At 62.9% G+C, this 21,892-nt stretch carries 21 protein-coding genes and 1 pseudogene; 12 read left to right on the top strand and 10 right to left on the bottom strand.

The window, feature by feature from the left end; translation table 11 throughout:
- Positions 1–26: 26 nt before the first annotated feature.
- The 3 genes from QQ25_RS16830 (at position 27) to QQ25_RS31535 (ending at position 3,643) form a co-directional block, all read left to right on the top strand.
- Positions 27–347: a hypothetical protein gene (locus tag QQ25_RS16830; protein WP_039379676.1), complete on the top strand. Its 321-nt coding sequence runs from the start codon at positions 27–29 to the stop codon at positions 345–347.
- Complete coding sequence (locus QQ25_RS16835) at positions 344–2,677, top strand: TPR repeat domain-containing protein (protein WP_131546180.1); 2,334 nt, start codon at positions 344–346, stop codon at positions 2,675–2,677. Before QQ25_RS16830 ends, QQ25_RS16835 begins: the two co-directional genes overlap by 4 nt.
- Before the next feature lie 843 nt (positions 2,678–3,520).
- On the top strand, positions 3,521–3,643 hold the full coding sequence (locus QQ25_RS31535; protein WP_264020353.1) for a hypothetical protein: 123 nt from the start codon (positions 3,521–3,523) through the stop codon (positions 3,641–3,643).
- A gap of 156 nt (positions 3,644–3,799) precedes the next feature.
- On the opposite strand, the gene QQ25_RS16845 is transcribed toward QQ25_RS31535, so the two are convergent.
- Positions 3,800–4,525, bottom strand: a complete 726-nt coding sequence (locus QQ25_RS16845) for a TetR/AcrR family transcriptional regulator (RefSeq protein WP_039379680.1) — start codon at positions 4,523–4,525, stop codon at positions 3,800–3,802.
- 64 nt (positions 4,526–4,589) lie between these two features.
- Here QQ25_RS16845 and QQ25_RS16850 point away from each other — a divergent pair, with 64 nt between their 5' ends.
- Complete coding sequence (locus tag QQ25_RS16850; protein WP_052235856.1) at positions 4,590–5,777, top strand: FAD-dependent monooxygenase; 1,188 nt, start codon at positions 4,590–4,592, stop codon at positions 5,775–5,777.
- 134 nt (positions 5,778–5,911) lie between these two features.
- On the opposite strand, the pseudogene QQ25_RS16855 reads toward QQ25_RS16850, so the two are convergent.
- From QQ25_RS16855 to QQ25_RS16875, 5 genes and pseudogenes are all read right to left on the bottom strand, one after another.
- Positions 5,912–6,261, bottom strand: a pseudogene (locus QQ25_RS16855) (amidohydrolase family protein); the annotation flags it as partial.
- A 713-nt stretch (positions 6,262–6,974) separates the two neighbouring features.
- Positions 6,975–7,274, bottom strand: a complete 300-nt coding sequence (locus QQ25_RS16860; protein WP_039379684.1) for a type II toxin-antitoxin system PemK/MazF family toxin — start codon at positions 7,272–7,274, stop codon at positions 6,975–6,977.
- The gene (locus tag QQ25_RS16865; RefSeq protein WP_039379686.1) at positions 7,271–7,507 is read right to left on the bottom strand and encodes a YlcI/YnfO family protein; all 237 of its coding nucleotides are present in this window, start codon (positions 7,505–7,507) and stop codon (positions 7,271–7,273) included. Before QQ25_RS16865 ends, QQ25_RS16860 begins: the two co-directional genes overlap by 4 nt.
- A gap of 286 nt (positions 7,508–7,793) precedes the next feature.
- On the bottom strand, positions 7,794–8,105 hold the full coding sequence (locus tag QQ25_RS16870) for a type II toxin-antitoxin system PemK/MazF family toxin (RefSeq protein WP_039379687.1): 312 nt from the start codon (positions 8,103–8,105) through the stop codon (positions 7,794–7,796).
- Positions 8,095–8,328, bottom strand: coding sequence for a hypothetical protein (locus QQ25_RS16875; protein WP_039379689.1), 234 nt, complete (start codon positions 8,326–8,328; stop codon positions 8,095–8,097). Before QQ25_RS16875 ends, QQ25_RS16870 begins: the two co-directional genes overlap by 11 nt.
- Before the next feature lie 168 nt (positions 8,329–8,496).
- Between QQ25_RS16875 and QQ25_RS16880 the strand changes: the two genes are divergently transcribed.
- A complete protein-coding gene (locus QQ25_RS16880; RefSeq protein WP_039379690.1) occupies positions 8,497–9,411 on the top strand; it encodes a decaprenyl-phosphate phosphoribosyltransferase in 915 nt (304 codons plus the stop codon).
- 253 nt (positions 9,412–9,664) lie between these two features.
- Here QQ25_RS16880 and QQ25_RS16885 read toward each other — a convergent pair whose 3' ends face one another.
- Complete coding sequence (locus QQ25_RS16885) at positions 9,665–10,468, bottom strand: ParA family protein (RefSeq protein ID WP_039379692.1); 804 nt, start codon at positions 10,466–10,468, stop codon at positions 9,665–9,667.
- 273 nt (positions 10,469–10,741) lie between these two features.
- On the opposite strand from QQ25_RS16885, the gene QQ25_RS16890 reads away from it, so the two are divergent.
- The 3 genes from QQ25_RS16890 to QQ25_RS16900 all read left to right on the top strand — a co-directional run bounded on the left by QQ25_RS16890 (position 10,742) and on the right by QQ25_RS16900 (position 13,032).
- Positions 10,742–11,293 (top strand): YaeQ family protein, encoded by a 552-nt coding sequence (locus QQ25_RS16890; RefSeq protein WP_039379694.1) that lies wholly within the window; start codon positions 10,742–10,744, stop codon positions 11,291–11,293.
- 105 nt (positions 11,294–11,398) lie between these two features.
- Positions 11,399–12,547, top strand: coding sequence for an LLM class flavin-dependent oxidoreductase (locus QQ25_RS16895; RefSeq protein WP_039379696.1), 1,149 nt, complete (start codon positions 11,399–11,401; stop codon positions 12,545–12,547).
- Positions 12,548–12,591: 44 nt separating this feature from the next.
- On the top strand, positions 12,592–13,032 hold the full coding sequence (locus QQ25_RS16900; RefSeq protein ID WP_039379697.1) for a hypothetical protein: 441 nt from the start codon (positions 12,592–12,594) through the stop codon (positions 13,030–13,032).
- 95 nt (positions 13,033–13,127) lie between these two features.
- On the opposite strand, the gene allB is transcribed toward QQ25_RS16900, so the two are convergent.
- Positions 13,128–14,495 (bottom strand): allantoinase AllB, encoded by a 1,368-nt coding sequence (gene allB / locus QQ25_RS16905; protein WP_039379699.1) that lies wholly within the window; start codon positions 14,493–14,495, stop codon positions 13,128–13,130.
- 223 nt (positions 14,496–14,718) lie between these two features.
- Here allB and QQ25_RS16910 point away from each other — a divergent pair, with 223 nt between their 5' ends.
- Positions 14,719–16,224 (top strand): NCS1 family nucleobase:cation symporter-1, encoded by a 1,506-nt coding sequence (locus tag QQ25_RS16910; RefSeq protein WP_101906144.1) that lies wholly within the window; start codon positions 14,719–14,721, stop codon positions 16,222–16,224.
- Positions 16,225–16,235: 11 nt separating this feature from the next.
- On the top strand, positions 16,236–16,958 hold the full coding sequence (locus QQ25_RS16915) for an aspartate/glutamate racemase family protein (RefSeq protein ID WP_039379702.1): 723 nt from the start codon (positions 16,236–16,238) through the stop codon (positions 16,956–16,958).
- Positions 16,959–17,015: 57 nt separating this feature from the next.
- On the opposite strand, the gene QQ25_RS16920 is transcribed toward QQ25_RS16915, so the two are convergent.
- Positions 17,016–17,831, bottom strand: coding sequence for a bifunctional allantoicase/(S)-ureidoglycine aminohydrolase (locus tag QQ25_RS16920; protein WP_039379704.1), 816 nt, complete (start codon positions 17,829–17,831; stop codon positions 17,016–17,018).
- An 8-nt stretch (positions 17,832–17,839) separates the two neighbouring features.
- Entirely contained in the window at positions 17,840–19,117 is a 1,278-nt protein-coding gene (locus QQ25_RS16925) for a DUF6986 family protein (protein ID WP_039379705.1), read from the bottom strand.
- A 177-nt stretch (positions 19,118–19,294) separates the two neighbouring features.
- On the opposite strand from QQ25_RS16925, the gene QQ25_RS16930 reads away from it, so the two are divergent.
- Positions 19,295–20,056, top strand: a complete 762-nt coding sequence (locus QQ25_RS16930; protein WP_039379707.1) for an IclR family transcriptional regulator — start codon at positions 19,295–19,297, stop codon at positions 20,054–20,056.
- A 125-nt stretch (positions 20,057–20,181) separates the two neighbouring features.
- Complete coding sequence (locus QQ25_RS16935) at positions 20,182–21,867, top strand: GMC family oxidoreductase (RefSeq protein ID WP_039379709.1); 1,686 nt, start codon at positions 20,182–20,184, stop codon at positions 21,865–21,867.
- The last annotated feature ends 25 nt before the right edge of the window (positions 21,868–21,892 follow it).

A 21,892-nucleotide genomic window follows, 5' to 3' on the forward strand; every position in this document is an offset into this window, starting at 1 on the left:
AATCAATCGAATCTACGGGGGCTGAGATGTCGTTGAAAGTCGATCTGGATCAGATGCGTAGCGTTGGTGGCCATCTGATATTCCACGGCAACGAAATACTAGGTTTGAAATTCGAGCCGAAGGCGTTGGGTGCCGACTCATTGGCGCTCAAGTCGGTCGGCGCTGCACTTCGGATTCAGGATGGTGTGTTGAACACCACGTTGATTCCGTCATGCGGGGAGCGGTTGGCCGAGACCGGCGAGATCATGGGTAACTGCGCGACCATGTTCCAAAACCAGGACGAGGGAAAAGTGGTCGACCTGGCGAATATGTTCACGAAGGCGACCGGCGCGTGGGGTGTTCAATGAGTTTTACCAAATCCCAGGTGGAGAACATGAACCCCAACACCATCGCCGACATGGCCTCTGGTTGGGACAAACTCGGTGTAGCGCTCGAGCAGAAATTCGATCAGTATGTCTCGTTGCTGACCAACACCACTGGTGGTGGCTACTGGGAGGGGCTCGCAGCCGAAGCCGCCCAGACACGCGCTGATGGTGATCGCAGGGTGGCGATCCAATTGGTCGACAAACTTCAAGCAGCCGCCGAAACAGCGCGGGGTGTCGCCACCGCCATCTCAACGGCGCGAACGAATCTGGAAAACAGAGTCGTCTCCATCGAGCTGCAGAAGTTCACGGTGGGTGAGCAGTGGGGTGTCACCGACAACCTTGCTGACATAGATCTCTACGGCCCCGATTTCCTTAAGCAGCGGAATGCGCTGCGCGTTCAGTTCTTGAACGATCTCTCAACCCTTGAGCAGGCGCTGACCACTGCCGACACCAACGGCGCCGCCACCATTGATGGCCTCGTTGCCAACCTGATCGCCACGTTCACCGATCCGGCGTCGTTGAGTGGCCAACAGGGCTCGGCCGATGGCACTGCCCTCAATGAACTGGCAGACGGCAACGGAACGCTCAGCCCCGATGCGCTGCAACGACTTATCGAGGCCGGTTCGCTGACACCCGAACAGGCCGAGGCACTGCAGTCCGGACAAAAAGTCGAGCTCTCGGCCTCGCAGATGGAGTACCTCAACGCGCTGATGAACTCTTTGGACGGCAAGTCCCCCAAAGAGATCGAGCAGATCCTTGAGACCCTTCCGCCCCAGGCGCGCATGGGACTGGCCAATACCCTGCAGATCGTTTCCAACCAGCGGGTCACCGCCACCATCCAGGGCGATGCAGAGGTGCCGTCCAACGGCGGATTCGGACTGCTTCCGCAGGAGATCCAGGACTCTCTCACCCGCAAAGACTTGGTGACAGACGGGCCTTCTCCCTACACCATCAGACTTAATGGGGTCGCCGACAACCAGGCGATCGCCCGTGTCGCGGCCATGAGCGGCTACGAGATGCGCTCGGGTTCTGACCTCGATCACGAGATCCTGGATGTCGCTGGGCAATACCTGGACGGGCAAGTCCGGGCAGAGACCAGCGACGGTAGGCTGATGGTGTTGTGGGCTGACAACGGCAGTGTCGATCCGCAGGCGGCACAGATCACCGAGCCGATGTTCACAGCGGTCGCCGACGACAAATTTGCCGTCGCGGCCGCACTCACCGACCCCGCCACCGGCAACAAACTCATCGAGAACATATTCCGCCATGAGTGGCAGGACGACGGGACGGCAATCTCAGCGCTGTTCGACACCTCGGCCAATCAGGCGGTGGCGCCACCCGGCAGCGATCCCGCCGACGCGAAACGCGCTGAGTTGCATGGGGATATCGCTGAGGTGGCCGCTGACTACATGTCCAACAACAAGGATGATCTGTTGCGGGTCCCGGGCCTCGAGGACAAGGCCTCGGTCGGCCAGGTGAATCCGGAACTGATTCGGCATCTCGCCGACGATCTGGCGCCGTACTACAGCACGTTCGCGGGATCGGAGGCCATCCCCGGCGTAGACCATTTCACGGACAAGAAGGATCTGGCCGCGATGTATGCCGTGCTGGCTAGCGATCCGCAGGCTGGGGGGGCGGCAGCCGTTCACACCTATGTGCAGGAGAACGCGCTGGCCGCCCAGTACGGCAGTGGCGAAAGGCCGAGCACCCACGGGCAGATCGCCGGCCAAATGCACAGTGCGCTGGTGGAAGGCACGCTAGAGGCCAAGACAGCCATGGACAAAAATGACATCTACGACGCGCAATGGCGGCTGGCGGTGGATACGGCCAACTTCGATACAGCCAAGTCGGTTGCAACGGCCGCCTTCGACGCCGCCGGGAACAAGCCCTTGAAGTGGCTTACCGACATCTTCGCCCCACAAGCCAAGCTAGAACAACTTGGCATCGTCGACCAAGCTGAGGTGGTGAACCCCGACAACGGCAAGCCTCACGAGGTGGCGACGTCCATAGTTGATTCGGACGTGACCATGCAGAATGTGCTCAACGGCCTGCTGGCGAAAGATCCCTCAGTGGTCAACGACCCCGTGCTTGCGCCGCTGCGCGTGACGGACCCCGTGACCGGGGATATCCAGTTAAAGGTCGACCAACCAAAGGCCGACCAACTAAAGGTCGACGGTCTCGACGATCAGCAGGTACTCAAGGACCATCTGTATTCCGCCTACGGCATCAATGTTGACCAATGGGGAGTCGAATTCAACTGGGGTACATGGGCCGGGAGCTTGAAAAGCCCCTCGGGAGATTCGGAACCCTAGTGAGGGACAGCCCACGTGAGGATACGTCGTGAAACTCTGCGATGCGCGCCCCGTAACGGTTCGGAGAGTGGTCATTTGGCGCCGCGGATAATCCTGGGTGTGATCGTGGCGAAGCCACGCGGCGCACGACGGAAGGGGTCCCCGCAATGGGTGCTGCCCACCTTCGGGCTCCTCCTGAACTTCGGTGCAAGCCAGGGCGAATCGCCAGAGGTGTTGAACCAGCCTGATGCCGCCGGGCAAAGGCCACGTCGAGGAGCATCTTGCTAACGCCGGGTAATTCTCCTGCCGGAGGGTGAGCATGGCAGATCGCAGTGAAAAGACGCTATCAGATGGAGGCGCTGAGTTGGACCGTGAACAGCAGGAACTCGAAGGATGGCGGTCAACCATCATGTCCGATCTGCAGGGTCCGGACGTGGCTGCAGCGACCAGGGCGCTGCTGGACCTAACGTATGGCGATCCGGATCGTCGAGCCGTCGAAGTCGTCCTAATGCGCCAACTTTCGACTCCGGATGTCCACCATCAGGTGAAAGAGTTGGCTGTCACATGTATGGGACATATTGGGAGACTTCATCGTGCCGCAAGCCCTGACGTGGTTCATCGACTCGAAGGGTTACTCAACGACCCGACCCTGTGTGGGCGGGCCGAGGATGCACTCGGGGACATACGCGCCTTTGCAGTCGATTAGCAAGACCGCGCTCGCGGGGTTGTCACCGGTTTTCTGCTCGGCGAAGCGCCGTCGCGTAAACGGCCGCGGTGGCGTCGCAGACGCGAGAGCCAAGAGCAGCGCAGCTCGTCGCGTCCCAAGCAACATCTGGTCGATGGCGTCGAGGTAGTCCAGATGTCTTGATTGAAGCGCATCCAGTTGCCCGAGACCAGAACGACTTTGTCATCGTCGGCGATGTAGTCGATGATGTTCTTGAGCTTTTGGATGCGCCGGTGCTGATCTGCGCGCCGCCGAAGGAATAAGCCGACGTGCCACCCATCCCGATGGCCCCGAAGCTCACGGGCTCGGGACACTGCCGGAGATGTTGTCAAGACCCGTGGATGAGGCGCTTTCCGGAGACCCACGTGTCTCGGACGCTTCGGTGTTCGACCCTGAGCTAGGTGCTTGCGGAGGTCGGTTTATCGGTGGCGGCCTGCCTTCGCATAGTCGAGTCCGAGGGCCTGGCAGATTTCGCGCAGTAATTGCTCGAAAACCGGTGTGAGATCAGTGAAGACAAATTCCACCTGCCGGAACACCTCCATCACCAGCAGCCCGTACAGCCGCATCCAGCACTGCAGGAAGACGTGGGAAGCCTCGGGTGGCAGCTGTCCGCCAATGGAGTTGGAGTAGACATCGAGTTGTTTACGCAGGGAAGGCTCGAGGCGGGAGAGATCCGGCACTGGAAAGGGTTTCGACTCCCACAGTGTCGCGATCTCGTCGCGGAAGACGGCTTCGAAGGACAAAGCCGCATCGTGGCTGAGCGACTCGGGCCCGATCGTGTTCGCCGGCGTCGTGAACATCAGGCCGAACTCCGCTGGATGCGCTGTCGCCCACGCACGCAACGCCCGACACATGGCCAGAATCCGTCGGGACGCGGAGGCATGCGCGTGTGCCGCACGCACGCCGGCCAACTCGCGTGTCACCTCCATATAGCAGTCGGCCGTGAGCGCTTGCATCAGCGCCTCGTGGTTGGGGAAGTAGCGGTACAACGCCGGGCCGCTCATACCCATCTCGCGCGCCACGGCGTTGACGGTCACCGCTCGCGGCCCGTCCTTGACCAGCAGGCGCCGCGCGGTGGCGTGAATTTCATTCAGCGTCGCCTGCCGGACCCTGTCCCGCCGAGGGGGCAATTGTTCCGTTGCCATGCTACGCATACTAACGTAAGTTAGATACTATAACTGCACTGACACTATCGAGCGGAGGCGAAGCATGGGCGACACGGCACTCGTCATCGGCGCCGGCATCGGAGGGCTCGCCGCCGCACATGCTTTGCGGCGCAACGGCTGGCAGGTGGAGGTCTACGAACGGGCGAAGGACTTCGCTCAGCCCGGTTCCGGGCTGAGCCTCGCGCCCAACGCCATGCGCGCGTTCCGACACCTCGACCTTGATTCCGCCGTACGCGGGGAAGCTCGACGGCTGGACGGTCTGGAATCTCGCTTGCGGACGGGGCATCGGGTGATGCGAATCGAATCTGACACGCTCGCAGCGCATTACGGCGACGGCTTCTACTCGGTAGGGCGCCGCGAATTACACCGCGCGCTGCTGGACCCGCTCGATGCCCCGGTGCATACCGCACACCGGGCGCTGAACGTCATTCCCGACGGGGGAGGTGCCATCGTAACCCTGGAGGGCCCGAACGGCCTCTCGGCGGTGGCGGCCGATCTGGTCGTGGCCGCCGACGGCGTGCACAGCGCGCTCCGAACCGTCCTATTCCCGGACCATCCCGATGCCAGATACGCGGGCTACGCGGCCTGGCGGGGCATCGTCCCGGCCGACAAAGCTGGGCGATTCGATGCGCAATGGCTGACCGAGACCTGGGGTCAGGGCCTACGCATCGGCATTCGCCCCCTAGGTGACGGCCGGATCTACTGGTACGCCCTCGACACCGCTCCCGCGCACGCCATTCCCGCACCAGATCTATCCGCCCTCCTGCCACGCGTCGTCAACTGGTCTGGGCAGGTCGGCGCGGTACTGGCAGCGACCCCAGCGGAGACCGTGCAGGTGCACCCCGTGCACTATCTCGCGACGGCCCTGCCCAGGTTCGTGCGCGGACCAGTAGCACTACTCGGCGACGCCGCCCACGCCACCACTCCCGACCTCGGCCAAGGTGCCGCCCTAGCGGTCGAAGACGCGGTGGTGCTCGCGCGCGCGGTCACCGAACGTGGTGTCGACGAGGGTCTGGTCAGCTACGACACCGTCCGGCGGCCACGCGCCCAGCGCATCGTCGAACGCTCTGCTCGGATGGGCAAAGCGCTGCAAGGCAATACCCGCGTGACGGCCCGATTGCGGGATCTCACCGCCAGGCTCACCCCAATCACTGCCGACGCGGAGTTCACGCGCTCGCTGTTCGGCTGGATACCGCCCAACACACAAGACCCGCTGTCCGCTGCCGGATAGTCGTCTCGCAGCTGAGTCGAACACAACCGCGGTCGTTATTGCCGAGCAGAACCTCGGCTCGCACATTTGAGCGGCGGCCCATGTGTCGAGGATGTCGACGCACCGATGTCCGCCAGCCAGTACTTCACGAAGCTTCAATCTTGGTTCCCGGTAATCGATTTCGCTGCCATGGCGAAATCGGCAAAACTGGCTTCAGTCTTCTCGCGGTTCGACAGTGACTGTATCGAGACGTCGTGTCCCTGCGCGGCATCGCGTAGTGCGCCGACTGTGGCCTGTTCTTTGGTGATCTGGGTGAACGGATCCAAGTGGTACCAGCGCATGGCGTTTTCGAACATCATCTTGTTGATCTCGCTGTCAGGTACATCATGCTCGGTGAGCACTTCGTGCAGTTGTTCGGGGCCCCGGGCCACATGGAATCCGAATGCGGATAGTCGGCCTCCCAACAGATATTGTCGATCCCAACCTGGTTGCGGAGCTGCACACCGTGTCGTGGCACTTCGCCGGCAGATGGTTGGCGAACATGTTTGGGGGCGACAGAAGAGCAGCGCAGCTCGCCATCGCGTCCCAATTAACATCTGGACAGCATCCTTACGGTTCACCAACGACGCTAACACCGGCACAACATTGGCGCTGTCGTCAGGCTTCGCCTGGGCTGCCGAAGGCCGAAACGAGCCCAGCGTGCAGTCCAAAGTGCCTGTGGTGCAGCCATATCCACGTACCGCCGACAGTATGCCAAATCGTCACTGTGACGGTTTGAAGGCAGGAGGGCTCCCTGGATGGGCGGGCCCGGATTTAGCCTCGGCGGTCACTGCCAAGGGCTGGCACGAGCACCGGCCGACCTAGCGTTGGGCGTCGCGGGCCGGCCCGTCGCTTGTCGCTTGTGCGGTCCGCACATCACACAGCCGCCACGAGCGAGACGGACGATGGGCGGGCGCAGGAAGGTCCCGGTGAAGCGACTTCGATCCGCCACGCCACGGGCACAGAAGATCGGCTCGACGCCAACAACTCCCGATGTCCAGCCAATTCCGGAATGTGCCGATAAGCTACATTATGACAACTAAAAGTCGCCCTATTACGCTGCGCCCCAATCGTTTTCATCTATCGAACGGCCAGTGCAGTGCAGCAACCGTGTAGCTACCGTCTAACGTGGCGGTGACAACGGGAGGGAACTCCCCGCACAGCAGCTGCCCTTGCTTGTCAATCAAGATCGAAGGCGTGCCGAATCGCCGTTGTCAGCAATTCCTCTTGATCAGGAAGAAGGAACCCGATCTGGCGCCCCAGTGCGGCAACCGGGATCGTGACAATGTTGTCGACGCTCACGACGGAATCTTTCTCAAGCCCGTTACGCGCACCGACTGGAACTTCGGTCGACAAGCCGCGAACTGTTCCGGTGATCGGTGCCACGGTGACTCTGGTTAGGTGAGGCCGCACGCGCTCCCGAGTCAGGATCAGAACCGGCCGAGCCTTATCAAGCTGGGCGATGTGAATTGGTCTCAATCGATATCCAGCCCGAACGTAGAGGCATGAGCGGCGAGCGCATCGAAGTCGTCGTCTGCGGTGGTCGGCTTGGCGAGGATCGCCGCGTCGCGGGCAGCGATCAGCCGGCGTCGCTCACGTTCGAGCGCTTTGAGTACGAATGACGCGCGGCTCTCGACGTGCCGCTGGTCCACTTCCCTGTCAATGAAATCGACGACTTCGTCCGGAAGTCGAACGGCGATCTGCTTGCTCATAGCCCAATGGTACCGATATGGGATGCGAAACGCTACCAATGAGGGCCGAATGCATGCACGATTCAGCAAACGAACTCGCGCCGGAACCACGCGAAGAAGTGCCAACTGGTCACGCCACAATGATCCCGGCAATATCGCCCCTTCCCTGCCGCATCTCGACTGATGCGCTGTCGCGGATGAAGTAGGAATACGGCGGAATCGAATATGGCGGGTTACCAGTAACGGTACGCCCTATTGCGGTGCACCCCAGGTGTTTTCATCCCATGGTGATGCGACTGTGCGGCGCTTACAGATCTAGGACGATGCGCAGTGCCGCGTCAACGCGGCGCATCTCGTCGAAGCTCAGGAACCCGACGCTCTTGCCGAGACGGCCTGGGTCAACGGCCGCGGCCTGCTCGGCAAGAACCCGGGTGTTCACACCGCCGATTTCAACCTCGGGACGAAAACTGGCTGCACGAGCCGACGTAGATGTCGGGGCCACCAGCCAGGTCGACAGCGGCAGCTGATCTGACTGGACAACCACGGCGTAGCGGGAGCCGGACTGCTCGTGACCGCGACTCCCCCGCGGGGCATGCAAATGAAAGACCTCACCACGCACGCAGCGTCTCCATATCGCGCAGCACCTGCATGGCCTCAGCGCGGTCCGACTCGTCGGCAGCAAGCCTTTCCGCCTCAGCGCGAATCGCCGCACTGGCCTTCCGCCGTGCGGCATCAATGAGGGCAGATCGAACGACTGCAGACACTGCCGCGCCATCTTTGGTCAACACCTCCAGCGCCTTCGCTGTGTCTTCGTCCGGCCGGAAGGTAATTGTGTCAGCCATAACGACAGTGTACGACGTTTTGTAAGACAGGCACCCGATTCACGCGATGGGCTGAAGAGGCGCGCCATCCCAGACCCAGGAGCAATCCGCGACAACGGCCGCCAAATCTGCTTGTTGTCAGGCGCGCCAGTACGACCTGCGGTTATTGCTAGTCGATAATCACGACTTGTGAGCGAACAAGCATCCACCCTCGTCGGGCCGCCTCCCAACCTTGCCGTCGGCATTATCAAAGCGCTGCGACCCCGGCAATGGATCAAGAACGTCCTGGTGGTGGCTGCGCCTTTGGCGACTCTGGGCGGCGATGTCCACTACGACTACCGTGATCTCTTCTTCAAAGTAGGTGTCGCGTTTGTGGCGTTCAGTTTGGCTGCATCCTCTATCTATCTCGTCAACGACGCCCGTGATGTGGAGGCCGACCGCCAGCATCCCACCAAACGCTTCCGGCCTATTGCCGCCGGGGTGGTCTCCCCTGCCCTCGCCTACGCACTGGCAATCGCGCTCGCCGCGACGACGCTGGCGATCTCGGCGGCGATTGCACCATCGCTCGCACTCGTGATCGCGGTCTACCTGGCGATACAACTCGGGTACTGCTTCGGTCTCAAGCATCAAGCCGTGCTTGATATCTGCATCGTCTCCTCGGCATATCTGATGAGGGCGATTGCTGGTGGCGCAGCGACCGGCATCCCGCTGTCGCAGTGGTTCTTATTGGTGATGGCGTTCGCATCGCTGTTCATGGTTGCCGGCAAGCGCTATGCCGAACTGCAGCTCGCTGAACGGACTGGCGCGAAGATCCGCAAGTCGCTGGAGAGCTATACGAGCACATACCTGCGATTTGTGTGGACGATGTCCGCCACTGCCGTCGTTGTGTGCTACGGACTGTGGGCGTTCGAGCGCGATGGACATTCTGCGTCATGGTTCGCCGTCTCGATGGTCCCGATCACGATCGCAATCCTGCGCTATGCCGTCGACGTCGACGGTGGCCTTGCCGGCGAGCCGGAAGACATCGTTCTGGAAGACCGCGTGCTGCAGGTACTCGGCCTCGCGTGGATCGCGATCATTTGTGCTGCAATCGTTTTAGCTTGAGTCGGCCGGTGGGTGTGCACGTCCCGGACGGTCCCCTACGCTACGGGCACTCCGCCGGCGACCAGAAGTCCGATCATCGGCAACCGACAACAACGTGTTGCGATCACGCACATGACAGGTGGCTGTGCTCGAACTTCCGTCGGTGCATCTCTTTACCGGGTGAAATACGGCGGAATCGAACATGGAGGGTCACCAGTCATACACGGCATACGGCACTCGTTATCCCGTTGTTCCCCAACATATTTCGCTAGCGTCACCGGCCGCTCGGGTTTCGTCCCAGCAGGTCGCGTTCCAGGAAATCTCGGAAGATTCGCGCGAGATTCATCGCGATTGGGTCGGAATAATCACCGAGTCGGTTTCCGAATTGAAAGGCCTCATTAATAACGGCCCGACGTGGCAGTTCAGCGCGGACCTCGTCGCCAAATTCCGTCTGCACCCGTTCCCTGATCGACTGATCGATGCCGTTTCTACGGTCGAAACCGGATAAAACCACACCACACCACCTGAGTGGATGTGTTCGTTGGATTCGCTCAACTCTGTCACGGGCCTCGCGGGCTTTGCGTACCGCATCAAGGGTCGGAGTGATCGGCGCGTACGCAACATCGCCTAGATGCATTGCCAGGGCTTCCAGAGAGCCAGTGCGGCCGCCGGTGTCGATCAGGACAACCTCATAACGGCCAAAGATGCCGGCAGCGTCGAAGATGGCCCGCAACAATCCGGTGTCCGGCACTCCGAAGCCCGCAACACGGCCTAAGGAAGCACCCGCAGGTAGCAAATCGATGCCGGGCCATCTAGTTTCAATGATCTCCTCATCGATTCGCTTCGCCCCCTTGTCGGGATTCCCCCAAAAACTGATTTCGGCATCCTCAAGCACCGAACCCAAGCCGGTCGAATGCTGCGACACCCCAAAGTGATTAGACAGATTTCGCTCTGGGTCTGCGTCGACCAACAACGCGGAGATCCCGGCCCGCGAGGCCTCTCCCGCCAGCATCATCTGCCATAGCGTTTTCGCTGTTCCGCCCTTACCCGAAAGCACCAGCACCGAAACAGCTACCATTGCGAACCCCTATGCCATGCCTGACTCACCTCGCCGTATTCCCCCATCGTGTTCGCGCTGTTGCCAGACACCATGCGTTCTCAGCTTATATGTCGAACAGCGGATATCCCTTCGGCATCCGAAGGAGCGGAGGCTGTCACGCGGGCACGGGCCGTGCCGCAGCCGCAGAGGACGTTGCACACGCCGTGCTATACGCCGACGGCTAGCGCGGCGGTCTGGCCACTCGAAGCGGCCTGCCTGCTCGGGGAACACCACCAGGGTGGACACTATGACGTGGCCCTTTCTGCAACAGTGTTCAAAGTCGAACTTGGCGTCTCCGATGTCGATCACGGTTACTACGCCGATCACACGCTGACCGTGGCCCGCCATCCCAGTGAGACCGATGAGCGGATGGTGGTGCGGTTGTTGGCGTTTGGGCTGCGCGCACACCGACTCAGCGACGTCGACGGTGAGTTGGCGTTCGGAGCGGGCCTGTCCACCCCTGGTGTACCGGACTTGCGGCTTGCGGACTACACGGGCCGGATCCTGGAGTGGATCAACGTTGGCCAGCCCGATGAACGCGCCTTGGGTAAGGCGGCCAGCCAGGCTGACCAGGTGCTGCTGTTCCCGTTCGCCGCCGGCGTGGCCACCTGGTGGCGCACCGTGGGACCCAAAGTCGCGAAACTGCCGAACCTGTCGGTGGTGCAGATACCGCACGCGCCGGTGCAGCAACTGGCCCAGAGTGTCGATCGACGGGTCTCGGCACAGGTGATGGTGATGGAAGGTCAGGTGACGATGACCGTGGGCGGTGTCGACGCCACCTTCACGCCCGAGCCATTGCAATGAACGCCTGAGCCCGAGGTCCTACTGGGTCGGGTGTTAGTCCGATACTCAGACAGGCTCGTTCGCCGCAGCTGATAATTGGGTGATCGTCGGACGTGAGGGATCTACATGGGATTTCGAGTCGGCCTAATCGACACACTCGCCTACACGCGCATCGGCCCGTTGGCCATGACTCGCGCGAGTTACCTCACCGCGGTGATGGCGGGGGTCGACTCGTTCTGGGTGGCCGATCACCTCAATGCACTGACACCCCGGTCCATCATGACGGGAAAGTACCTCGGCTCGACGGCCGCCAAGTTGATGCCCCGACCCGACGCCATCAGCGAGCCGTGGACGGCGCTGGGCTATCTCGCCGCCAAGAATCGGTTCGCGCGGCTGCGACTCGGGACAGCTGTCACCGATGCCGGTCGCCGCAACCCCGCGGTGACCGCGCAGGCAGCCGCCACGTTGCACCTGCTCACCAAGGGCGGGGCGATCCTCGGCATCGGCACCGGCGAACGCGTGACCAACGAACCTTACGGCGTGGAGTGGTCCAAACCGGTCGGGCGACTGATCGAAGCCCTCGCCACGATTCGCGCGTTGTGGGACTCCAACGGTGAACTCGTTACCCGCGATTCCGAGTTCTTTCCCTTGCACAACGCGATCTTCGAGCTACCGCCCTATCGCGGGAAATGGCCCGAGATCTGGGTGGCGTCCCATGGCCCGCGCATGCTGAAGGCCACCGGCCGCTACGCCGACGCCTGGTTTCCTGCAGCGGTTGTCCACCCGAAGGACTACGCAGCAGGCCTCGATGTCGTCAGGGCGGCGGCTTCCGATGCGGGTCGTGACCCGATGTCGATCGTGCCGGCCAGCCTCGTCATGGTTGTGACGGGCCGCAGCCGCGATGAAGTCGATGAAACGCTCGGCTCTCAGCTAAGTCGCGCGTTCGCGCTCAACATCCCCGCCAAAGAATGGTCTCGGCACGGGGCGCGGCATCCATTCGGGGACGACTTCACGGGCATGCAGGATCTCATTCCGCAGACCCTCGACGAGCAGGACGTGCTGGCCGCGACCAAGGACGTTCCGCGATCGCTGCTGACCGCGAGCATCCTCAACGGCACACCCGCCGAAGTGCTGGAACAAGCGGCGGAGCTGCGTGACGCTGGACTGCGCTACGCCGTGGTGGTCAACATGAGTGCTGCGCAACCTGATATGAGGCGTGGCATGGCCGCGAGCGTCCCCTTCGTCAGGATCCTGCGGCAGCTGCGGAAACTCTAGCCTTCGGAATTAGTTGATCAGCACGTTCGGTTGGCAATCGAGCCGTGCTTGACAGCGGTTGCTACGCTCAGTTCGGCTGTGGGGTGCGTGACCTCGCGGCCTATTTTTGTGCCCTCGGCCAATTTTGGCCGGGGGCTTTCTTCGTGTCTGGAGGAAGCATGACTGAACTCATCTCAGACGGAGCGGTTCCAGCGATTGCCGATGCTCTGTCCGACATGTTCAAGAAAGACCCGAACTGGTCGATGTTTCACGACGGAGGCTACGAGCGGTTCGGTGGGGGGCACGACGACGGCAGGGTCTGCCCTGAATGCGGCGCGTTATGGGGGTTCATGCGGATGTACATGTGGGTGAACCGCACGCTCAACATGTGGGCCAACCTCGACTCGTTGTATTGCCCGAAGGGTCATCACTGGAAACTGGTGTGCGTTCCGCCCACCGACATTGATCAGTCGGGTTTTTCGGGTGCCGGTTGGGCCGTAGCTTAACGGGCGCATGATGCGCAGCACATTCGACGTGTGCCGATCAGCGTCTACCCGCTGGCGAACACGCCGCTGGGCCGTCGGGCCGGTATCGACTGGCGCTACACGCCCCCGCGGCGCAGCATCCGACCCTGTGCGGTCTGGAAGTCAATCTTCTTGCCGCGCAACCACGTACTCGTCACGACACCGGCGAGTGCACGTCCGTCGTACGGGCTGATCGGGTTCTTGTGGTGCAGCTTGTGCACGTCGACGACCTGTGCGGACTCGGGCTCGAAGATCGCGAAATCGGCGTCGTAGCCGAGCGCGATCTTGCCCTTGTTGTTCAGTCCGGCGAGCGCGGCGGGTTTGGCCGCCATCCACTCGAGCACCTGCGTGAGCTTTATCCCGCGACGCTTCGCCTCGGTCCAGATCAACGACAGGCCGAGCTGCAGCGACGCGACACCTCCCCATGCCACGCCGAAGTCGCCGTTCTCGACGTCCTTCAGGTCGACCGTCGACGGTGAGTGGTCAGAGACGATGCAGTCGATCGTGCCGTCGAGCAGGCCCTGCCACAGCAATTCCCGATTCGACGCCTCTCGGATCGGCGGACAGCACTTGAATGCGGTCGCGCCGTTCGGGATCTCCTCGGCCAGAAGCGTCAAGTAGTGCGGGCACGTCTCGACAGAGATCTTGACGCCGTCGCGCTTCGCGGTGGCGAGCATCGGCAACGCGTCCGACGACGACAGATGCAGAATGTGCGCGCGGGCACCGGTCCAACGAGCGCGTTCGATAACCTCGGCGATCGCCACGTTCTCGGCACCACGCGGCCGCGACGCCAGAAAGCGTTCGTACCGGTCGCCCTCGGCCGACGGAGCATGGTCGATGGCGCGAGAGTCCTCGGCGTGCACGATCATCATGGAGTCGAAGCCGGCCAGCACGGCCATGTCCTTCTCCATTTCATCGGCGTCGAGATGCGGGAACTCGTCGACGCCGGAGTGCAGCAGGAAGCATTTGAAGCCGAACACGCCCTCGTCATGCAGGCCGCGCAGATCGTCGGTGTTGCCCGGAATCGCGCCGCCCCAGAAACCGACGTCGATGTGTGTCTTGCCAGATGCGGCCGCGCGCTTGGCATTCAGTGCTTCGACGTTGACCGTCGGCGGAATCGAGTTCAGCGGCATGTCGATCAGCGTGGTGACACCGCCCGCCGCCGCTGCGCGAGTAGCGGAGTCGAACCCCTCCCACTCGGTGCGCCCCGGCTCGTTGACGTGCACGTGCGTATCGACCAAGCCGGGGATCATGACCTGGTCGTCGGTGAGTTCGACGATCTCCGCGCCGGTGAGTCCACTCCCCAGCGGCTCGATCGCGACAACGCGACCGTCGCGGATACCGATCTCGCGGGCGACGATTCCCGCCGTCGTCAGCGTGCGCTCGCCACGGACCACAAGGTCGAATTCGGGGTGGTTGGACCGCTCCCCTGTGTCGGCGGTCATCGGCAGCCCTTCATTGCTACGAACATGATTCCTCATCGTGGAAGTAAAACTCCATCGTAGAGCGACATTAGATGTGAGCGTCGACACAGTCAATCGGGCCAAAAGCTTGACACGCGGCGTCTAGATACGCGTTACTTATCAAAACTGTGGAGTATTTCTTCCACAGAGTGGAATGTTTGCGGCGACGCCGAGCGTCGGCGCTCTGACCATGACAGGCTTATTCATGCGCACAGAGTCAACCGGGCTGATCGACGACTCCAATCGTGACGATGTAACCCCACTCGCCGACGTGAGTCCGGATCTGTACAACGCCGATCTGGCGCCCACCAAGCGCGAAGGTCGACGGTGGGGCGCGTACAACATCTTCACGTTGTGGGCCAACGACGTGCACAGCCTGGGCAACTATTCGTTCGCCATCGGACTGTTCGCACTCGGCCTAGGCGGCTGGCAGATCTTGTTGGCGCTCGGACTCGGCGGCGCCTTCCTCTTTCTACTGCTCAGCCTTTCCGGGTTCATGGGCGAAAAGACCGGTGTCCCGTTCCCGGTGATGAGCCGCATCGCCTTCGGCATCCGCGGCGCGCAGATCCCCGCCATCGTCCGCGGCGCGGTCGCGATCGCATGGTTCGGCATCCAGACCTATCTCGCGTCCGTGGTGCTGCGCATCCTCATCATCGCGCTCGCACCGTCGGCCCAGACTCTCGACTCGAACAGCTTCCTGGGGTTGTCGACACTCGGCTGGATCTCGTTCGTCGCGCTGTGGGTGATCCAGGTGGTCATCGTCAGCTACGGCATGGAGATGATCCGCAAGTACGAGGCCTTCGCCGGTCCGGTCATTCTGATCACGATGGTCGCGCTCGCGATCTGGATGCTCAACAACGCCGACTGGTCCATCGCATGGACGACGCCCGACTCGCTGACCGGCCTCGACATGTGGCTGAAGATCGTCGGCGGCGCCAGCCTGTGGGTCGCGATCTACGGCACGTTCGTCCTCAACTTCTGCGACTTCACGCGTAACGCAACGTCGAAGCGGGCGATCGTGAAAGGCAACTTCTGGGGCATCCCGCTCAACATGCTGGTGTTCGGCGGCATCGTCATCACGTTGGCCGGCGCTCAGTTCCGCATTGACGGACGCATCATCGACGCGCCCGCCGACATCGTCAAGGAAGTCCCCAACACCCTGCTGCTGGTGCTCGCCGCACTCGCGCTGCTGATCCTGACCGTCGCCGTGAACATGATGGCCAACTTCGTCGCACCGATCTATGCGCTCAACAACCTGTTCCCCAAGCACCTGAACTTCCGTCGCGCAGCATTCATCTCGGCCGTCATCGGTCTGGTGATCCTGCCGTGGAACCTGTACAACTCCCCTGCCGTGATCAACTACTTTCTCGGTGGCCTCGGTGCCATTCTGGGGCCGCTGTTCGGCATCATCATGGCCGACTATTGGCTGGTGCGTCGTTCCAACATCAACGTTTTGGCCCTGTTCACGACCGACGCCGACGGTGAATACCACTACGCGAAGGGCATCAACGTCCGTGCCGTGGTCGCCCTCGCCATCACGGCGATCGTGGCCCTCCTGCTGGCGTTCCTGCCGGCGTTCAAGGTCGTCTCGGAGTTCTCCTGGTTCATCGGCGCAGGACTGGGTGCGATCGTGTACCTGCTGGTCGCAGACCGCCGGGGACCGTTCAACGATGTTTCCGGCGAGCCGATCGCCGTGGCCAGCACGCACTAGTAGGGACCGCCATGAGAATCCTCGTAGCCAACGTCAACACGACGGTTTCGATGACCGATGCGATCGCTGAGTCGGCGCGCGGTGTCGCGTCGCCGGGCACCGAGATCATCGGAATCACACCGCGTTTCGGTGCGGATTCGTGCGAAGGGAACTTCGAGAGCTATCTCGCAGCCATCGCTGTCATGGACGCGATCACGTCGTACCCCGAGCCGTTCGACGCGGTGATTCAGGCCGGCTACGGCGAGCACGGTCGGGAGGGTCTGCAGGAGTTGCTCGATGTCCCGGTGGTGGACATCACGGAGGCGGCCGCGTCGACGGCGATGTACCTCGGACACAAGTACTCGGTCGTCACCACGCTCGACCGCACCGTCCCACTGATCGAGGACCGTCTCAAGCTCGCCGGCCTCGACGCACGATGCGCGTCGGTGCGGGCGTCCGGCCTCGGTGTGCTCGAACTCGAGTCGGATCCGGAGCGGGCCGTCGAGGCGATCGTCCGCCAGGCGCGAGAGGCAGTCGAGAACGATCACGCCGAAGTGATCTGTCTCGGCTGCGGCGGCATGGCCGAACTCGAAGAGAAGGTGAAGGCCGCGACGGGCGTCCCGATCGTCGATGGAGTCCGCTCGGCGGTCACCATCGCCGAAGGTCTGGTCCGGATGGGTCTGTCCACGTCGAAGGTGCGTACCTACGCGACGCCGCGCGAGAAGAAGGTCACCGGCTGGCCTTTTCGGTTGTAGGCCAACGAGATCGACGAGAACGGGCGCCTCTTGCGAGGCGCCCGTTCTCGTCGTGCGTCAGAGCATGATCTGTCGGTTGACGTCCTTGTACAGCAGGTATCGGAAGTTGGACGGCCCGCCGGCGTAGCACGCCTGTGGGCAGAAGGCGCGCAGCGAGAGGAAGTCGCCTTCCTGAACTTCCACCCAGTCTCCGTTGAGGTGATAGACGGCCTTGCCCTCGAGCATCAGGAGGCCGTGTTCCATCACGTGGGTCTCGGCGAACGGAATGGACGCGCCGGGCTCGAAGGTGACGATGTTGACGTGCATGTCGTACCCGAGGTCCTGCGGGTCGAGCATCCGTGTCGTGCGCCATTTGCCGTCGGTCCCCGGCATGGCCGACGGTTCGATGTCCTGCTCGTTGCCGAACTTGACCGATACCGTATGGCCCTCGATGGCCTCATAGCGCTTGCGGATCCATACGAACGTCGCGTCGGCGTCGCCGTTGTTGTGGGCTGACCAGTCGGTGCCTGCCGGGAGGTAGGCGAAGCCGCCCTCGGTGAGGGTCTGCGACTGGCCTGCCGCGTCGACGGTGAGCGCACCGGAGGTGACGAACAGGAAGCTCTGCACCTCGGGCTGCGGCTCGGGTCGCTGTGCCCCACCGCCCGGTTTGACCTCGACGATCGCCTGGTAATACGTCGTCGCACCACCGGCCACGGGTCGGTTGATGATCCATGCCCGGGTATCGGTCCACTCCGGGAACACCGAGGTGACGATGTCCGAGAGGACGCCGCGCGGGATCACCGTGTAGGCCTCGGTGACGATGGCGCGGTCGGTCAGCAGATCGGTTTGCGGGGGCAGGCCGCCGCGGGGCGTGTAGTACGACGCTTCGGTCACTGGGGGGGTCACTGATTGCTCCTGGTTGTGCGGCCGAGCGCGATGTCGCGCACGGTGGACGTGGGAAGGTCGGTGGCGGTCTCGATCTCGTCGGCGGTGAGGGCGCCGCACACGCTGCCACGATGGATCACGTTCGCGAGTGCGCGGGCGGTGGCCGGCTCGTCCATGACGGTCGAGTCGAGTCGGTGAACGTAGTTGCGCAGGCGCGTCGCGGCGGGCGCGAAGGCGCCGCGATAGAACGCATAGGTCGCCAGGTATCGGGTGACGAGTTGGGCGGGGTGCATGTCCCAGCCCTGGTAGATGCCGCGTTCCAGATGGCGCCGGACGAGGCGCGCGTGCAGCTTCCACGCCACGGCGACGTTGTCGGGCTCGCCGACCGGGAGGATATTGGTCGAGCCGTCGGACATGTGAACGCCCGTGCCTGCGACGGCCAGTTGCATGACGTTCTTGGCGTGGTCTGCCGCCGGATGTTCCATCGACTGGTAGGCGGCGGCGATACCGAGGGACGCCGAGTAGTCGTAGGTCCCGTAGTGCAGCGAGCTGACGCGGCCCTGGCCGGCGTGGATGAACTGGGCAACGGGTGCGCGGCCATCGGCGCCGAGGATCGCCTGCGGCGTTTCGACCTGCACTTCGAAGCGGATGCGGCCGGCCGGCAGTCCGTTCGCACGTTCGAGCGCGCTCGCGACTTCGACCATCGCCTCGACCTGGTCGACGGACGTCACCTTGGGGAGGGTGAGGGTGAGGCCGTCGGGCAGGCCGCCGGATTCGACGAGTCCGCTGACGAACATGTCGAGCGTGCGCAGTCCGCGCGCACGGGTGCCTGCTTCGAAGCACTTGAAGCGGGTGCCGACGAACGGCGTCGAGGTGCCTGCGTCGAGCGCGATCCGCAGTGCGGCGATCGCGTGTGCGACGTCGGTGTCCTCGGTCGCATCGTCGAAGGTGCCGTAACCGTCCTCGAAGTCGATGCGGAGGTCTTCGATCGGCTCGGTGGTCAGCTTGTTCTCGACGAGGGCTGCGAGCGTCTCGGGCGCACAGTCGGTTCCGCTGCTCGCACCGACGAGTGCGGCGACCGCGTCGAGCCCGCCCGCCTCCTTGGCGGTTGCCCGAGCGGTGGCGCCCCAGTCTGCGGGCGTCGTCGCCGAGTACCGGTTGCCCGGGACGTAGACGGTGTGGACCGGTTGCCGACGGCCGTCATCACCGGGGTATTGGTTCACCAGTTGCGCGTCGGCGGCCGAGAGGCGGCGATCGACGTCGGCCAGCACCGCATCGTCGAGGCGTCGTGTCACAGGCGTCTCCCTCCCCTGTCGGAAGCTTCTGTGGAAACAGAATTCCACATTGTGGAGTTTAGCGCGAGGGTATCGGCACCAAATGTCCCGATCTGCCACCCGAACACGTTTCCATATTGCGGAAACTATCTTGCGCATGTTGGATGGAACGACAATCGTCGACCGGGAGTGGAGTGCATGGCGGAGAAGTCGGGCGGCGTGCAGTCGGTGGAGCGCGCGTTCGAGTTGATGGAATTGATCGGACGTGCCGGAGGAGAGTGCTCGCTGACCGAGTTGTCGGCAGAGTCTCCGTTGCCGCCACCGACAATCCACCGTTTCCTGCGCACATTGGTCGGAATTGGCTATGTGCGCCAACTGCCCAATCGCCGCTACGCGCTGGGACCGAGATTGATTCGCCTCGGTGTCGTGGCGAACCGCCAGCTGGGGGCGGTCGCCGCTCCGGTGCTGCAGTCGTTGGTCGACGAACTCTCGGAGACGGCAAGTCTTGCTGTGCTCGACGGTGACATGGTGATCTACACCGGACAGGTGCTGCCTCCGAAGCTGACGGGGACGAACAGTGAGGTCGGCAAGCGCGTCGGTCTGCACACAACCGGTGTGGGCAAGGCGGTTTTGGCTGAGTTGGATGACGCACGCATTCTGAAATTGGTTACGCAGTCTGGATTCCCCGCGCCGACCGAGAACAGTGCGTCGACCCTTTCTGCGGTGTTCGCGAACGTCGAGCGCGTGCGCGTCGACGGCTATGCGATCGACAATGAGGAGTTCGAGATCGGTGTTCGCTCCGTCGCGATGGCGGTGCCAGGCGCTCCGACACCGATGGCAATCGGAATCTCCGGGCCCTCGGCTCACGTCAGTGAGGAATTGATCGCTCGAGCCGTTCCCGCACTGAAGAACGCGACCGGCGTGATCTCGGAAGCCCTGATCGGGGCAAGGGAGCGGTAAACCTTCGTATCGAGCTCCACCCCAACTGTTTTCGTCTGACGCGACCACTACTCACCAACCCACGGGCAGTACGTTCTGGGGAGGAATACAACGGAATCGAATATCGCGGAGGAACATTGCCGGAGATGAGCCCTGTCGCCGAGTTCGACTTCGTCATCGTCGGCGCAGGCAGCGCGGGCTGCCTGCTCGCCAACCGGCTCAGCGCCAACCCTGATCACCGTGTGCTCTTGATCGAGGCCGGCGGCAAGGACGACTGGTTCTGGATCAAGATCCCGGTGGGCTACCTGTACACAATTGCCAATCCCCGCACCGACTGGTGCTTCACCACCGAGGCCGATCCAGGCCTGGCCGGCCGCAGCATTCACTACGCGCGGGGCCGCGTCATCGGCGGCTGCTCGTCGATCAACGCGATGATCCACATGCGCGGACAAGCCTCCGATTACGAACTGTGGGCACAGGCCACCGATGACGAGCGATGGCTTTGGGGTGGCCCGGGCAGCTCCGGTGAGACCCTGGCGATCTATAAGGAGTTGGAGGACTACTTCGGCGGAGCAGACGAGTGGCACGGCGCCGGTGGTGAGATCCCGGTCGAGCGGCCGCGGGTGCGCTGGAAGATCCTGAACGCCTGGCAGGCCGCCGCCGCCCAGGTGGGCATCGACCCGATCGACGAGTTCAACCGCGGAGACAACGCCGGCAGTGCGTACTTTCACGTCAACCAGCGGCGAGGCCGTCGCTGGTCGATGGCCGACGCTTTCCTGCATCCGGTCACCCACCGACCCAACCTCACCGTCTACACCCACACCCAGGCCTTGCAGCTGCTGATGGACGACCAAGTCCACGAGGATCAGCGGCGCGGTGCCTGGACCACAGCTCAACGCCGCGCGACCGGTGTGCGGCTGCTCAAAGACGGCCAGATCATCGACGTCCAGGCCCGCCGCGAGGTCATCTTGAGCGCCGGAGCGATCGGGTCGCCTCATCTCATGCAGGTCTCCGGCCTGGGTCCGGCCGGGCTGCTCACTCAGCAGCAGGTGCCGGTGGCCGTCGATCTGCCGGGTGTGGGCGAAAACCTCCAGGATCACCTGCAGCTGCGAACGGTCTACCGGGTGCGGGGCGCCCAGACCGTCAACACGCTGTACCGGAATTGGTTGACCCGTGGAGGCATGGGACTTCAATACCTGTTGCTGCGTTCAGGGCCGATGACCATGCCACCCTCCACGTTGGGAGCTTTCGCCAAAAGCGATCCCGCACTGGCCAGTCCCGATTTGGAGTGGCATGTGCAGCCCTTGTCGTTGGCCAAGTTCGGCGAACCGCTGCACCCTTTCGGAGCGATCACTCCCTCGGTCTGCAATCTGCGGCCCAGCTCGCGGGGTCACGTGCGCATAGCCGGCGCGGATCCCCTGATCTACCCGAAGATCTCCTGCAACTACCTGTCGACTGACGCCGATCGTGAAATCGCCGTGCGGGGCTTGAGGATGACCCGGCAGATCATGGCGGCGCAACCTCTCGCCCGCTACTGCCCAGAAGAATTACTTCCCGGCCCGCAACTGGTGAGCGACGACGAGCTGCAGCAGGCGGCCCGTGAGCTCGGCACCACGATCTTTCATCCGGTGGGCACCTGCGCGATGGGAGCCTTTGACACACGCGGTCTGCCGCGGTCGGCCGCCACGGTGCTCGACACCGACTGTCGCGTGTACCGCGTCGCCGGCCTTCGAGTGGTTGATGCTTCGGCGATGCCCACCATCACTTCCGGGAACACCAACGCGCCGGTCATGTTGATCGCAGAACGCGCCGCGCGAGCGATCCTGGGATAAGTCGGTCAATGCCGAGTGGTCCCCG

Origin of the sequence: Mycolicibacterium setense, from assembly GCF_000805385.1 — a bacterium.
GTDB lineage: Bacteria > Actinomycetota > Actinomycetes > Mycobacteriales > Mycobacteriaceae > Mycobacterium > Mycobacterium setense.

What these genes read in the sequence shown, in the direction of transcription:
- QQ25_RS16830 (WP_039379676.1), top strand. Translation starts at nt 27, where the DNA reads ATGTCGTTGAAAGTCGATCTGGATCAGATGCGTAGCGTTGGTGGCCAT.
- QQ25_RS16835 (WP_131546180.1), top strand. Translation starts at nt 344, where the DNA reads ATGAGTTTTACCAAATCCCAGGTGGAGAACATGAACCCCAACACCATC.
- QQ25_RS16845 (WP_039379680.1), bottom strand. Translation starts at nt 4,525, where the DNA reads ATGGCAACGGAACAATTGCCCCCTCGGCGGGACAGGGTCCGGCAGGCG.
- QQ25_RS16850 (WP_052235856.1), top strand. Translation starts at nt 4,590, where the DNA reads ATGGGCGACACGGCACTCGTCATCGGCGCCGGCATCGGAGGGCTCGCC.
- QQ25_RS16865 (WP_039379686.1), bottom strand. Translation starts at nt 7,507, where the DNA reads ATGAGCAAGCAGATCGCCGTTCGACTTCCGGACGAAGTCGTCGATTTC.
- QQ25_RS16875 (WP_039379689.1), bottom strand. Translation starts at nt 8,328, where the DNA reads ATGGCTGACACAATTACCTTCCGGCCGGACGAAGACACAGCGAAGGCG.
- QQ25_RS16885 (WP_039379692.1), bottom strand. Translation starts at nt 10,468, where the DNA reads ATGGTAGCTGTTTCGGTGCTGGTGCTTTCGGGTAAGGGCGGAACAGCG.
- QQ25_RS16895 (WP_039379696.1), top strand. Translation starts at nt 11,399, where the DNA reads ATGGGATTTCGAGTCGGCCTAATCGACACACTCGCCTACACGCGCATC.
- allB (WP_039379699.1), bottom strand. Translation starts at nt 14,495, where the DNA reads ATGACCGCCGACACAGGGGAGCGGTCCAACCACCCCGAATTCGACCTT.
- QQ25_RS16910 (WP_101906144.1), top strand. Translation starts at nt 14,719, where the DNA reads ATGCGCACAGAGTCAACCGGGCTGATCGACGACTCCAATCGTGACGAT.
- QQ25_RS16915 (WP_039379702.1), top strand. Translation starts at nt 16,236, where the DNA reads ATGAGAATCCTCGTAGCCAACGTCAACACGACGGTTTCGATGACCGAT.
- QQ25_RS16930 (WP_039379707.1), top strand. Translation starts at nt 19,295, where the DNA reads ATGGCGGAGAAGTCGGGCGGCGTGCAGTCGGTGGAGCGCGCGTTCGAG.
- QQ25_RS16935 (WP_039379709.1), top strand. Translation starts at nt 20,182, where the DNA reads ATGAGCCCTGTCGCCGAGTTCGACTTCGTCATCGTCGGCGCAGGCAGC.